This window comes from Capsulimonas corticalis (assembly GCF_003574315.2).
In the GTDB taxonomy this organism is placed as follows: Bacteria; Armatimonadota; Armatimonadia; order Armatimonadales; family Capsulimonadaceae; genus Capsulimonas; species Capsulimonas corticalis.
This window is the reverse complement of the sequence record NZ_AP025739.1, coordinates 5,075,162-5,088,773: the sequence shown is the minus strand read 5'-3', so window position 1 is coordinate 5,088,773 and position 13,612 is coordinate 5,075,162. Positions and strand designations below refer to the sequence as shown.

The following is a 13,612-nucleotide window of genomic DNA, read 5'->3' as shown; positions in this document are numbered from 1 at the left end:
ATTGACGATAAAGTACCGGATAATGGCGCTGTGAGTTCGTTATGAAGCAATCCTCGCCGGTCCATCAAGATCTAAGCGCCCTGCTGCTGCAGGCTGCGCGTACATTTGAGCATGAAGGCCCGGTCCTCCAGCAGCTCAATACCCTTGCCCACGACGCGCTCGGGGCGGAAAAATGCGCGATCTACGTCGTCTCCGGCAGTGATAGCCTGAGGCGCGTCGTCGGCGACGCCGACGAATTGCTCGAAAGCCAGACGCTCGACTTTCTTTCCCACCATACCACGCAAGACGAATCCGCAAGCGAATGCGATCAGCCGACGTGCAAGATCCTCCTCTCCGACGGCGTCCATTTAGGCGCATGGTCCTTCCGGCTGCCGCCCGGCTCGGATCTGGAATGGTGGGATGCGCTGACGCACGCCCTGACCCCATTTATCCTCCTCGGTCTACGCCAATCGTACTGGCAGGACCAGGTCTCAACGGCTCGCACCCAGCTCGAGCGGCGCATCCGCGAGGTGGAGGCCGTTTATGAGATCGGCCAGGCCACCGACGACAAAGACATCCATCACCTGATGGATTTGATCACGGAAAAAGCGGCGTCGGTCATGGACGCGCAGGCCTGTTCGCTGATGCTCAAGGAGCCGGACACCGAGGCGATGACGATCGTCGCCTCGTACGGCCTGGCGAGCTCAATTGTCGAGGACACCCGGATTCTTGTCGGCAGCGGCATCGCGGGTCATGTCGCCGCCACGGGCTTGCCGCTGCGCCTCGATTCGCTGGACGATGTTCCGGAGCTCAAGACTCAGAACTTGACCGGGCTGCCCGGTGTCGCCTCATCGATCTGTATGCCGATGAAGGACGAAAAGGGCGAAGTGCAGGGCGTTCTCTGTATCCGGCGCAACCTGCCGACGGCGACCTTTAACGACGACGACCTGCGTCTCTTCAGCATCTTCGCGACTCACGCCTCGCTCGCCATCAACAACGCCAAGCTTTATCAGAAGCTTAACAACAAGATTCAGGAGCTCTCTACCCTCTCGGATCTGACGGAGACGATCACTTCGACCCTGGATCTGGATCAGGTTCTCAATCAGGTCGCGGACAATATCGTCGACGTCGTCAAGTTCGACCGCTGCCGGATCTACCTCTGCGATCTCGATACAGGGCGATTCTCCGCGCGCATCGTCCGGGGCTTCGACTGGAACCCCGATGAAAAACGCGACGCGAACATCGGCCTTGGCGAAGGCGTCATCGGCAGCATTGCCCAGCGACAGGTGCCGGTCCTGGTGGACCGCCCCGACCTGGAGCCGCCTCACGTGCGCCAGTACGCGCATGCGCTGAGCATGACGTCGTTTTACGCCCAGCCTATCGTCGCGCGCGGCCGCTGTATCGGCGTCGTCGTGGTCAGCCACTCCGACCCCACCCGCTGGATCACGGCGGACGGGATCGACCTGCTCTCGACATTCGTCCATCAGGCCGGCATCGCGATTGAAAACGCGCGCTTCTACGCCAGCCAGGAGCGCCGTTACGCCGAGCTCACCACGCTCTACGAGGTCAGCCGAAACCTCGCCGCGACATCGGGCGTCCAAAAAGCGGCCAAAGCCGTGAACGATCTGGCGGCGAAGATCACCGACAGCGACGCCGGCGTCCTGCTGCACTTCGAGGCGGGGAAAGACTCGATGCGCGCGATCGAATGGCGCGGTATCCCGGACCATGTGGAAAAGCATCTCAAATCCATTGTCGCCGCGCTGCCCGTGGCGGCGGCCGCCCAGGCCGTCCGGGCGCCGCGCCTGCTGACGCTTCAGGACATTCCCACCTACTTTGGCCCGGACTGGACGCCGTTTTTCGAGGCGTTTTTAGAAGATCATCACTCGACTGCGCTGATTCCGCTGGTCGTCGAAGATGTCGCCATCGGCTTTCTTTTGCTCGGCAAGCAGCACGAGGACTATGGCGTGGAGCAGCTCAAGCTGATCGCCGTGGCGTCGTCCCAGGCCGCCGTCGTCCTGAACAATGCGTCTTCCTATGAACGCCGTATCGACCAGCGCGAGCTGGAGCTTTCAGCCATCTACGAGCTGATGCAGAAAGTGCGCACCGCGACCTCCCTCGACGAGGCGCTGTCCAGCATTCTGGAGATCGTCGCCAGCCTCGTGTGGAGCGATCAGTCGATTTTGTACACCGTGGACGAGGACGGCCAGACAATGACCGCGCGCGCGGCGCGCGGCGACTGCGCCTCCGAGATCGTCGGCTCCGTCACGCTGCCGCTGGAAGGCGAGCATCTGGGCGCGCGGGCGCTGCGCGCCCGAACGGGGTTGATCGCCTCCTCGCCCGCCGCGCGCGACGTGCCGATCGTCGTCGGCCAGGAAGCGACATTGCAATCGGTGCTGGCGATCCCCCTGCTCGTCGGCGACGAGACGATTGGCGTCCTGACGATGCAGACGCATACGCCGGCAAGCTTCAACGAAGAAAGCGTCATGCTGCTGCACCTGGTGGCGTCGCAGGCCGCGACGATTTACCGCGAGATGAGCTCGTTCCGCACTCTGACTCGCTACACCGACAATATCCTGCGCTCCATCGCGGCGGGTGTTATTACGATCAACAAAGACGGGTATATCGTCACCTGGAACGCGCGAGCCGAAGAGATCATCAACCTCCGCGCCCATCAAATCATTGGCCGCCACTACAAAGAGTTCTTCAAAATGCTCCAGGTGGATACGGCGGTGCGCGAAGAGACCATGCAGATGGTGGAGCTGACCGCGCAGACCGGCAAGGTCTTCACGCGCAACCAGCTCTGCTACCATTCGCCGCAGGGCGACGAGACCTATGTCAATCTCAGCGCCTCGCAGCTCAAAAGCGAATCCGGGGAGTATCTCGGCGTGGTCGTCGTCTTTGAAGACGTCACCAATGAGATGCAGATGAAGGAAGAAGTGGAGCGCGTAAGCAAGCTCGCCGAAACAGGACAGCTGGCCGCGAACATCGCGCATGAGCTGCGCAACCCGCTCTCCTCCATCAAAGGCGCGGCGCAGCTGCTGCGAAATGAGCTGCCCGACGAATTTATTGAGCTGCATGGCGAATTTTTGGATATTATCATTGAGGAAGTCAACGGCCTCAACCGAATGACCAGCGAGTTTCTGGAGTTCTCGCGCGTCAGCCCGCCGCAGATGCAGAGCGTCAGCCTCAATCAGATCCTCGGACGTCTCATTCAGTTCATGAGCGCCTACCTCCACGACCAGGACATCGAGTTCGAACAGAAATACGCCGAAGACCTGCCCAATGTCCTCGTCGATAAATCACAGATCGAGCAAGTGATCCGAAATATCGTCATCAACGCCGCGCAGTCGATGCCGCACGGCGGCAAGCTGACGATTATCACACGGTATCTCGTGGAACAAGATATCGCCGAAGTGGATTTTGAAGATATGGGCGTGGGCATCAACGCCAACAAGCTGGAGAAGATCTGGACGCCGTTTTTCACGACGAAGACCAAAGGCACGGGCCTGGGCCTCGCCATCGCGCGCAAGATCGTCGAGACACACGGCGGGCGGCTCACCGCGCGCAGCATGCCTGGAGAAGGATCCACCTTCACCATGCAGCTTCCGGTGCATCCGCTTTACACCACCGTCGTTCCGCAGGCGCGCACGGATATCTCCGATCAGCGCAGCGACCGGCCCGGCGGATATTTTGAATGGTCCAGCACGGACCTCGCATAGAGGCCGGCCTAGGATCAGACTTGAAGTCGGCGCCTCTGGGCGTCGTGATTGTACAAGGAAGGAGTCGGCCCACAGCGGCATGCCTCAGTATGGAGACAGCAAGTAAAGACGGAACTTCCGCGCAGCCGCGCAATCTGCTGATCGCCGACGACGAGCAGAATATCCGGCGCGTGCTGGAAGCGATCTTCAAAAAGGACGGCTATCAGGTCTTCACCGCCGAAAACGGATTGAAGGCTCTGGAAATCGCGTCCAGCAACACCATCGACGTCCTGGTGACGGATTTGATCATGCCGGACATGAACGGCGTCGAGCTGCTGCAAAAGGTCAAAGTCAAGCACCCGAATTCCGTCGCCATCATGATCACCGCGTATGCGACGATCAAGACCTGTGTGGACGCCATGCGTTACGGCGCCGCCGACTATATCACGAAACCCTTTGATGTGGGCGAGGTCCGCGCCATTGTCAAGCGCTGCGTCGAGCGCAGCACGGAGCATCGCGAATCCGGGGCCGCCACCGCCGCCGGGACGAAGAAGCGTCCCGCAAGCGCCGTCAGCGAGCCGGCCAGCCCCGCCATGAAGCAGATCCAGCAGATGATCAGCCGCGTGGCCGCCTCCCGCGCCACGGTGCTAATCCGCGGCGAAAGCGGCACGGGCAAGGAACTCGTGGCGCGCTCCCTGCACCAGCAATCGGACCGCGCCTCCGGACCGTTTGTCGCCATCTCCTGCGCGGCTCTTTCGGAGACGCTGCTGGAAAGCGAGCTCTTCGGGCACGACAAGAACGCCTTTACCGGCGCCCTCGCCGAGAAAAAGGGCCGATTCGAGATGGCCCACGGCGGCACGCTGTTTCTGGATGAGATCGGGGATATCTCTCCGTCCGTCCAGATCAAACTGCTGCGCGTCCTCCAGCAGCGGGAATTCGAGCGGGTCGGCGGCACGAAGACCATCAAGGTGGATGTCCGCCTCATCGCGGCGACCAACGCTGATCTGGAGCAGCTGATCAAGCACGGCAAGTTCCGCGAAGATCTGTACTACCGTCTCGACGTCATTCAGATCGTGCTTCCGCCCCTGCGTGAGCGCGCCGAGGATATCCCGATCCTGGTCGATGTGTTTCTGGACAAGTTCAACCGGGAAAACGGACGCAATATCTCCTCGGTGTCCCCGGAGGCGATGCTGGCCCTGAGCGTATACTCCTGGCCCGGCAATGTGCGCGAGCTGGAGAACGTGATCGAGCGCTGCACCGTCATGTCCGATCCGGACGCCACCGTCCTGCTTCCCTCCATGCTGCCGACGATGATTCGCGAACGATCTCTGCTCTGATGGAACCGTGTCCGCGCTTGCGTTGTTTCTTCCTAAGGGTGTATAATGTGCCCACGATGGCGCGGCCGCATTGTTTGGCTCGGGCTCATCGCGAAGGAGCCACTGTTATGAGAGCCTTCCGCGCAATCGCTGCGTCGGCCTTTCTTCTCGCGACCGCCGTTCCCGCCATGGCGAAGCCGGCGACACAGCCGGACCTGCTGCTGATCGTTTACGCCTCGGAAAAAGGCGACGGCCAGATGGCCCTCACCTACCCCGCCGTCGCGCCCAAAGCGCAGGTCAGCCGGGATATCGCCGCGCTGCAATCGTCCACCGGATGGGCGATCAAAGGCCTCACCATTACGGAAGACGTCGCGCCCGTGCAGGGAGCGACCCAGAAGATGACCAGCGCCGTGTTTACCGCCTCGGGCGCGGTTCCGGCGGCGGGTCAGTATTTCCCGATCGAACCGATCATCGATGCGCTGCGCCCGTATCCGCAAGTCGCCATCACCTATTTCGTCACGCCGAAGTTTCAGTTCCATGGCTTGCGCGGATATGACGGCAAGGATGTCAGCATCACGCTGGACCAGCACGGCTCGACGTACAGCTACCGCGTGCTGATCCACGATCCCCACTATCGCAAGCTCAATCTGCCTCTTTACCAGCCAAGTGAAGCTTCCGTGCAGTCCGCGCGTCAAAACAATAGCGGGCATGCGCCGATCCGATTTTGGCAGGTAGCGCTGATTGCGGCTGTCGCGGCGATCGCCGGTGGATTGGTCTATATGGCGATGGCGCGCAACGCTTAAATTCAGAGCGCAACGCTGTGCCGGATCGCGCCGCACAAACGAATTTGTAATTATAAGGACCTGAGGATGCACGATCTTTACGACCTGATCAGATTGTCCGCGCAAAAGAAAGCGTCGGACCTTTTCATCAAAGCCAACAGCCCGCCGGCGATGCGCATCAGCGGGCGAATCCAGCCCCTGGACGAGCCGCCGCTGACCGCGGAGGAAACGCGGACGCTCGCCTACAGCGTCATGACCCACGAGCAGATTGGCCGCTTTGAGCACCGCCATGAGCTCGACCTGGCGTTTGAAGTGGAAGGCGTCTGCCGCATCCGCTGCAACGTCTACCAGCAGCGCGGCACCATGGGTCTTGTCTGCCGATTGATCCCGCTCAAGATCTTCTCCCTGGAGCAGCTCGGAATGCCGTCGGTCATCGGCGACACGACAAAAAACCGCCAGGGCCTGATCCTCGTCACGGGACCGACCGGTTCTGGCAAATCCACAACTCAGGCGGCCATGATCGACCTGATCAACTCGACGCGGCGCACGAACATCATCACGGTCGAGGACCCGATCGAGTTCGTCCACCCGGACAAAATGTCGATTGTCTCCCAGCGTGAAGTCGGTTTGGACACGGACTCGTTCCACGACGCGCTTAAGTACAGTTTGCGTCAGAACCCGGACATCCTGCTGATTGGAGAAATGCGCGACATCGAAACGATGAACGTCGCGCTGGCGGCGGCGGAAACCGGTCACCTCGTCTTCTCCACCCTGCACACCGCATCGGCGGCGGAGACCCTGGACCGTATCATCAACATGTACCCCCCTCAGGACCGCGACATGCTCTGTCTGCGTCTCTCCGGCTCGCTGAAGGGCGTTATCTCGCAAAAGCTCGTCCCCCGCGCCGACGGCACGGGCCGCGTCGGCGCCGTCGAAACGATGATCGCCACCCCGACGATCATCAAGCTGATCGAAGAAGGCCGCGCCTCCCAGCTCTACGGCGCCATCGCCGAGGGTAACTTCTGGGGAATGCAGACCATGAACCAGTGTCTGCTGAAGTACTTCCGCGCGGGATTGATCTCCGAGGAAGAAGCAATTTCGTACGCGGGCAACGTTACCGAAATGAAACAGATGGTGCGGCGCCCCGCGTAAGATCTGTCCTTGTCCATAAAACAAAATGCGCCTGCGATCAGTTTTTCTGATCGCAGGCGAATTTTGTTTATATCCCTGCAAACCCACCCCCGGCCTTCGGCCGACCTCTCCGGGGCAAACCCACCCCGGCGCTTCGCGCCACCCCTCCCGCCGACGGGAAGGGTTATTTCAGAACGTGTTATCGCAAGCAGTTTTCGTCAGAGGCAATCCGACTAACCCTTCCCGTCGGCGGGAGGGGTGGCGCGAAGCGCCGGGGTGGGTTTGCCCCGGAAAGGTCGGCCGATGGCCGGGGTGGGTTTGCCCCGGAGGGGTCGGCCGAAGCGCGGGGATAGATCCCTTACACCGGCAAAGACTCGATCACCATCTCTTCTTCTTCCTCTTCGCCCTCTTCTTCACCGCCGACATTCTCCAACATTCGGAAGAGCACGGTCACGACTTCCTCCTGCATGGACGCCAGCATTTGCTGGAACATATCGTAGGCTTCCTTTTTGTAGAGGACCAGCGGATCGATGCCGGCGTATCCGCGCCAGCCGATGCCTTCGCGCAGATAGTCCATGCCGCTCAGATGGTCCATCCAGTGGCGGTCCAGCGCTTGCAGCATCAGGCCGCGCTCCAAGTCGCGCAGCTGCTTTTCGCCCTCTTCCTCGCCCATGGCGGTCTTGAGCGCTTCTTCCTTGTCCACATAGGCCGTCTGCGCGGTGTCGGCGAGGAACTCCTGAAGCTCGTCGTATCCCTTGTTGTTCAGGTCCGTGCGATCCGCGTACTCGTCCAGCGGGAAGATCGTGTTGAGATGCGTGAACAGGCCGTCCAGATCCCATTCGTCCTTCGGCGTGGACGCGGCGGCGTACATATCGACGCTCTGGCTGACATTCTCGATCAGGAAGCCCAGGATCGTGTCGCGCAGGCTTGCGCCCTGCATGATCAGGCGGCGCTCGCCGTAGATCTTTTCGCGCTGGACGTTCATGACATCGTCGTAATCCAGCGTGTGCTTGCGCTGATCGAAGTAGTGCTGTTCGACCTTCTTCTGCGCTCGCTCGATCATCGCAGAAAGCAGCCGCGCGTCGATCGCCTGATCCTCCGCCCAGCCGGAGAGCATGGGCGAATTGGCCTTGTCGCCAAACAAGCGCCACAGTTCGTCCTCCAGAGAGACGAAGAAGCGCGATGCGCCCGGGTCGCCCTGGCGGCCGGCGCGGCCGCGAAGCTGGTTGTCGATACGCCGCGATTCATGGCGTTCGCTGCCGACGATGTAGAGGCCGCCCAGGCTGCGCACTTCGTCGGCCTCCGCCTGATGCTCGGCGCTGCCGCGCTCGCCGACCGGAGTAAGGCCGACTACCGACGGGCCGCCACGGCGGTACTCATAGTCGTCGCCGCTGTCGTCGTCATCGGGAACGATCGAGCCGCCGAGCAGGATGTCGACGCCGCGTCCCGCCATGTTGGTGGCGATGGTGACGGATCCTTTGCGTCCCGCCTCCGAGATCATCTTCGCTTCTTTTTCATGCGACTTCGCGTTCAAGATATTATGCGGGATGCCCTGGGTCAGGGACGATTCCAGCACCGGCTTGAACTCATCCGCTACGCCCAGAAGCTTGGCGAGGGCCGCGAGGTTCGCGGGATCGGTGGCGCTCGCGGGAATCTCGAAGTGCTTGATCACTTCGGAGAGCTTGCCCGGCGTCAGTGTGGTCAGCTTCTGGTTAAGCAGAGTGCTGAACTCGCCGTACTTCGTCTTGTCCAGGCCCTTGGCGTTTTCCAGCTTATCGCGCAGGATATCCACGAGAGCGAGCATGCTCAGGCGATCGTAGCGCAGACGGTCCGACACGCGCTCGGACATTTCGACGGATCGGGTTCCGACCAGCACCGGCTGGTGGCGCGAATGGATCGTCAGGATCTCACGAGCGATCCCGCGCAGCTTCGCTTCTTCCGACTTGAAGATGATGTCCGGGTTGTCTTTGCGGACCATCGGCTTGTTGGTTGGGACGGAAACGACGTCGAGGGCATAGATCTTGCGGAACTCATCCTCTTCGGTCTTCGCGGTTCCGGTCATGCCTCCCAGCTTGGGATACAGGCGGAACAGGTTCTGGAAGGTGATCGTGGCGAGCGTTCGGTTCTCGTTCTCGATCTTGACGCCTTCCTTCGCTTCGACCGCCTGGTGCAGACCGTCGCCCCAGCGGCGTCCGAACATCAGGCGTCCGGTGAACTCGTCGATGATGACGACTTCGCGCTTGCCCTTTTCGTTATCCTTCACAAGGTAATCGATATCGCGCTTGTAAACGGCGTGGGCCTTGAGCGACGAGTTCGCGTGCTGCATCAAGTTGATGTGCTCGGCGTCGGAGAGGTTCGTGACGCCCAGCGCGAGCTCGACGCGGCGCAGGCCGTCATCCGTGAAAACGGCGGACTTGTGCTTCTCTTCCACCGTGTAGTCGCGCTCCGGCTTGAGCTGGCGCACGATGCGGTCCATCTTCACATAGAGATCGGAGGACGCCTCGGCCTGTCCCGAAATGATGAGCGGCGTACGCGCTTCGTCGATCAGGATCGAGTCGACTTCGTCGACAATGGCGAACATCAGCTCCGGCTGGTTGAGCTCCTGCGCCGGACCGGCCAGGTTGTCGCGCAGGTAGTCGAAGCCATATTCGTTGTTGGTGCCGTAGGTGATGTCGCAGACGTAAGCCTCGCGCCGCGAGGCGGCGGGACGGGCGTAGTCGTAGCGGGGATCCGGATGGCGATATTCGGGATCGTAGATATATGTACCGCCGACATCGCCCGTCTCCGGGCTCTGGCCCTGGATGATGCCGACCGACAGCCCCAGGAAGTGATACAGCGGGCCCATCGCCACGGCGCCGACTTTGCTCAGATAGTCGTTGGTGGTGATCAGGTGGACGCCGTGCCCGGTGAGCGCGTTCAGGTAGATCGCCAGCGTCGCGGTGAGGGTTTTGCCTTCACCGGTCTTCATCTCCGCGATGCGTCCGTCATGAAGGACCATGGCGCCGATCAACTGTACGTCGAAGGGGCGCATGTTCAGGCTGCGCTTGCCGGCCTCGCGGCAAACGGCGAAGGCTTCCGGCAGCAGCGGATCGAGGGCGAGGTCGCCGATGGCGCGCTTCTCGACGCGGTCCAGCTCCAGCCACTCCTTGCCGCGCTTTTTGCACTCGGCGTCGAAGACCTTCTGGATGCGCTCTTTGAACTCGACGGTCTTGGCGCCCAGCTCCTCGTCGGAGAGCTTCTGCATCTGGGGCTCCATCGCGTTGATCTTCTCGACGACTTTGCGATACTTATCGACATCCCGTTCATTGGTGTCAAAAAATTTGCGTAAAAACTGCATGGTCAATCCCTTTCGGACAAGCGGACGCGCGCCTGCACATCCCTGGCAGGCGGAGTCGTAAAACGAACAACGATCTCAAAATTGATTGTGAATGGAATAAGAGCGGCGAAACAGGAAGCCCGAGTTAAGGAGCGCGGGCGGCTTGGGGAAAAGAGATGGAGCGAGTGACGGAACAGACGGATCCGGCCAGGGCGGCCATCGTCTGTAGACACACGGGGGTCGCGCATATGAGAGGCGTCGCCACCCGGCTTCGTTCACTGCCATGCGCGACCGTGTATCCGCGTCCCTCGCGGTGCAGCGCCATCGGCTGCGTCAGACAGATGACCTGCCCGGAGCCGGCGCTGAGCGCCTGCACCAGGAACGGCTGCGCCGATGGCGTGACCAGGAGCCATATGGCCAATCCCGGCGCCATCGTGAGCAAAATCTGGAGTTGAACAAGCGTTTGCTGGAACATCAAATCAGTATAACATACGGTCCAGCGGAAGTCAAAAAGTTCCGCTCGCCGGGAAATCGCCGCCATGGCGCGTCGTTTCGATTGCGATCAGCCCCGTTTCGGCCTCGGGAAGGTCCGCCGCATTCGGCGGCGCCGGATCTTCGGTAAACCACGCGAGGTAAGTTTTCCAGCCGTTAGCCGGAACATCCGTCACGGCGAAACGAATATCGAAGGCAATCCGTTCACGGTCCGGACGCCCCCGCTCATCTTCACTTCTTAACACGTCGCCGACAACGCGTGGGACCGGCCGGCCAGCCATTTCGGTCACGGCGATGGGCGGAAGGTCCGCGCCGCGCGGCCAGGACATCTCGGCGTGAAAGACAGCCGTTCCGGTCAAAGGCGCGCGCGTCGTATTAAACACCACGAAGGCGCGGGACGTCTCGGAAGCTTCGGTTCCCGTATCGACCTTCTCCGCCGTTTGGCGCAGAAGGTCGCGGTGATCGGGCGGCATGGCGCGTTAACCTTGCCAGCGGCGCAATACAATGGTCGCGTTATGTCCGCCGAAGCCGAAGGAGTTCGACATCGCGACCTCCACCTGCTGCTTGCGCGCGGCGCCCGGGACGAAGTCCAGGTCGCAACCGGCGTCGGGCGTTTCCAGGTTCATCGTCGGCGGCAGAACGCCGTGGTGCAGCGCGAGCGTGGTGGCGATGGCTTCGATGGCGCCGGCGGCGCCGAGAAGGTGCCCGGTCATCGACTTTGTCGACGAGACCGCCATCTTGTAGGCGTGTTCGCCAAAGACCGTCTTGATCCCCTGGACTTCCAGGACATCACCGACAGGCGTGCTCGTGCCGTGCGCGTTGATGTAGCCGACCTCCGAAAGGGAGATTTTGGCGCGCTTGATCGCCGCCGCCATCGCCCGCGCGCCGCCGGCGCCTTCCGGAGCGGGGTTCACCATGTCGTAAGCATCGTTGCTCATGCCGTAGCCAAGGATCTCGCCGTAGATGCGCGCCCCTCGGGCCACGGCCGTTTCCATCTCTTCCAGGACGATGACTCCGCAGCCTTCGCCCAGAACAAAGCCGTCGCGGCCGACGTCGAAGGGACGGGAGGCGTGCGCGGCGTCGTCGTTGCGGCGAGACATGGCGCGCATGTTCGAGAAGCCGGCCATGGAGATTGGGGTGACCGCCGCTTCGCTGCCCCCGGCGACGGCGCCGTCGGCGTCGCCGCGCAGGATCACTTCATAGGCGTCGCCAATCGAGTTGGTGGACGTGGCGCAGGCGGTCACCGCCGTTTCGCTCGGCCCTTGCAGGCCCAGCGCGCGGGCGACCTGCCCGGTCGCCATGTTCGCGATCATCATGGGGATGAAGAACGGGCTTACCCGTCCCATTCCGCCTTCGATCAGACGGCGATGCTGTTCCTCCAGCGTCGCAATCCCGCCGATGCCGCTGCCGATGAACGTTCCATAGCGCTCCCGGTTCGAATCGTCGATTTTGAGACCCGAATCATCGAGCGCCATTCGGGACGCCGCCATGGCGAACTGAGCGAAGCGGTCCATCCGCTTCGCTTCCTTGCGATCGATGTAATCTTCCGGGACAAACCCTTTGACCTGCGCGGCGATGCGCGTGCCGATCTCGGAGCAGTCAAAGCCTTCGACGGGGCCAACGCCGCTGCGGCCCTCAAGCAAACCGGTCCAATATTCGTCGACGCCGATGCCAAGAGGAGTAATCGCTCCCAGACCGGTGATGACGACGCGTCTTTCGTTACCCATGCCCCACCCTGCGCCCAATCGGCGCTCTTGCTAAATCCAATAAAACAAAGGTCCGCCCGGTGTAACAGGCGGACCGGACTGCGAATGATTACTTGGACTTTTCGTCGATGTAATCGACCGCTTCCTGCACCGTCGTGATCTTCTCGGCGTCTTCATCCGGAATGTTCACGTCGAACTCTTCTTCCAGCCCCATGACCAGCTCGACGACGTCGAGGGAGTCCGCGCCCAGATCGTCGATAAACGACGCCTGCGGGGTCACTTCGTCCTCAGCCACATCCAGCTGCTCCACAACTACCTTCTTCACACGTTCGAACGTTGACATGCCGTCGTCTCCTTAATAACAATGATCATTTCGCGCCGCGCGCAAATGCGCTTGAATCGCGGACTGATTGAGTTTACCGTCTAGATCACCAACCCACCATCCACGGTCAAAACCTGACCGGTGATGTAATTTGAAAGGCTGGAGGATAGGAACGACACCGCCGCCGCGATGTCTTCCGGGGAACCCAGCCGACCGGCCGGGATTTCTTTGACGATCTTCGCCTTTTGCTCGTCATTGAGCGCATCGGTCATCGCCGTCTCAATGAAGCCGGGGGCCACGGCGTTGATCTGAATATTGCGGGTGGCGACTTCCTTCGCCACGGTCCGCGTGAAACCGATCAAGCCGGCCTTGGAGGCCGAGTAGTTCGCCTGTCCGGGGTTTGCGATCAGACCGATCACCGACGAGATATTGATGATCTTACCCGAACGCTGCTTCATCATGGGCTTCAGCGCCGCTTTGGTCATCAAAAAAGCGCCCTTGAGGTTGATATCAAGCACCAGGTCCCAGTCCTCTTCGGACATGCGCATGACCAGGCCGTCTTTCGTCACCCCGGCGTTGTTCACTACTATATCCAAACTGCCCCAGGTTGTCAATACCTGTGACATCAAATTTTCCACCTGGGAAGCGTTCGAGACGTCGCACTGCGCGGCGATCGCCTTGCGGCCCAGCGCCTCAATCTCGGCCGCCACGGCCTCGGCGGCGGCCGCCGACGAGCCGCCGGTCACCGCGACATTAGCGCCCAGCTCCGCGAGAGCAAGCGCGATCGCGCGGCCGATGCCGCCGCCGCCCTTGCTCATGCCCGTCACGATCGCATTGCGCCCTTCCAGGCTCATCGTCAGATCCAAAGCC

The 13,612-nt window shown here is 61.4% G+C and carries 10 protein-coding genes; 4 read left to right on the top strand and 6 right to left on the bottom strand.

What is annotated here, in order from left to right; translation table 11 throughout:
- The first annotated feature begins 41 nt into the window (after positions 1-41).
- The 4 genes from D5261_RS21750 to D5261_RS21735 all read left to right on the top strand — a co-directional run bounded on the left by D5261_RS21750 (position 42) and on the right by D5261_RS21735 (position 6,927).
- The gene (locus tag D5261_RS21750; RefSeq protein WP_119322059.1) at positions 42-3,698 is read left to right on the top strand and encodes a GAF domain-containing protein; all 3,657 of its coding nucleotides are present in this window, start codon (positions 42-44) and stop codon (positions 3,696-3,698) included.
- Between the two features lie 89 nt (positions 3,699-3,787).
- Complete coding sequence (locus D5261_RS21745) at positions 3,788-5,014, top strand: sigma-54-dependent transcriptional regulator (RefSeq protein ID WP_119322060.1); 1,227 nt, start codon at positions 3,788-3,790, stop codon at positions 5,012-5,014.
- A 107-nt stretch (positions 5,015-5,121) separates the two neighbouring features.
- Complete coding sequence (locus D5261_RS21740; RefSeq protein ID WP_119322061.1) at positions 5,122-5,796, top strand: hypothetical protein; 675 nt, start codon at positions 5,122-5,124, stop codon at positions 5,794-5,796.
- Positions 5,797-5,862: 66 nt separating this feature from the next.
- On the top strand, positions 5,863-6,927 hold the full coding sequence (locus D5261_RS21735; RefSeq protein WP_119322062.1) for a type IV pilus twitching motility protein PilT: 1,065 nt from the start codon (positions 5,863-5,865) through the stop codon (positions 6,925-6,927).
- 337 nt (positions 6,928-7,264) lie between these two features.
- Here D5261_RS21735 and secA read toward each other — a convergent pair whose 3' ends face one another.
- From secA to fabG, 6 genes are all read right to left on the bottom strand, one after another.
- Entirely contained in the window at positions 7,265-10,243 is a 2,979-nt protein-coding gene (secA, locus tag D5261_RS21730; protein ID WP_119322063.1) for a preprotein translocase subunit SecA, read from the bottom strand.
- Between the two features lie 124 nt (positions 10,244-10,367).
- Positions 10,368-10,643, bottom strand: a complete 276-nt coding sequence (locus D5261_RS21725; RefSeq protein WP_125206044.1) for a hypothetical protein — start codon at positions 10,641-10,643, stop codon at positions 10,368-10,370.
- An 85-nt stretch (positions 10,644-10,728) separates the two neighbouring features.
- Entirely contained in the window at positions 10,729-11,187 is a 459-nt protein-coding gene (locus tag D5261_RS21720; RefSeq protein WP_119322065.1) for a hypothetical protein, read from the bottom strand.
- A gap of 6 nt (positions 11,188-11,193) precedes the next feature.
- Complete coding sequence (fabF, locus tag D5261_RS21715; protein WP_119322066.1) at positions 11,194-12,441, bottom strand: beta-ketoacyl-ACP synthase II; 1,248 nt, start codon at positions 12,439-12,441, stop codon at positions 11,194-11,196.
- Between the two features lie 88 nt (positions 12,442-12,529).
- Entirely contained in the window at positions 12,530-12,763 is a 234-nt protein-coding gene (gene acpP, locus D5261_RS21710) for an acyl carrier protein (protein ID WP_119322067.1), read from the bottom strand.
- Between the two features lie 80 nt (positions 12,764-12,843).
- Positions 12,844-13,596 (bottom strand): 3-oxoacyl-[acyl-carrier-protein] reductase, encoded by a 753-nt coding sequence (gene fabG, locus D5261_RS21705; protein WP_119322229.1) that lies wholly within the window; start codon positions 13,594-13,596, stop codon positions 12,844-12,846.
- Positions 13,597-13,612 lie beyond the last annotated feature (16 nt).

What these genes read in the sequence shown, in the direction of transcription:
- D5261_RS21750 (WP_119322059.1), top strand. Translation starts at nt 42, where the DNA reads ATGAAGCAATCCTCGCCGGTCCATCAAGATCTAAGCGCCCTGCTGCTG.
- D5261_RS21720 (WP_119322065.1), bottom strand. Translation starts at nt 11,187, where the DNA reads ATGCCGCCCGATCACCGCGACCTTCTGCGCCAAACGGCGGAGAAGGTC.
- acpP (WP_119322067.1), bottom strand. Translation starts at nt 12,763, where the DNA reads ATGTCAACGTTCGAACGTGTGAAGAAGGTAGTTGTGGAGCAGCTGGAT.
- fabF (WP_119322066.1), bottom strand. Translation starts at nt 12,441, where the DNA reads ATGGGTAACGAAAGACGCGTCGTCATCACCGGTCTGGGAGCGATTACT.
- D5261_RS21740 (WP_119322061.1), top strand. Translation starts at nt 5,122, where the DNA reads ATGAGAGCCTTCCGCGCAATCGCTGCGTCGGCCTTTCTTCTCGCGACC.
- secA (WP_119322063.1), bottom strand. Translation starts at nt 10,243, where the DNA reads ATGCAGTTTTTACGCAAATTTTTTGACACCAATGAACGGGATGTCGAT.
- D5261_RS21735 (WP_119322062.1), top strand. Translation starts at nt 5,863, where the DNA reads ATGCACGATCTTTACGACCTGATCAGATTGTCCGCGCAAAAGAAAGCG.
- fabG (WP_119322229.1), bottom strand. Translation starts at nt 13,596, where the DNA reads ATGAGCCTGGAAGGGCGCAATGCGATCGTGACGGGCATGAGCAAGGGC.
- D5261_RS21745 (WP_119322060.1), top strand. Translation starts at nt 3,788, where the DNA reads ATGGAGACAGCAAGTAAAGACGGAACTTCCGCGCAGCCGCGCAATCTG.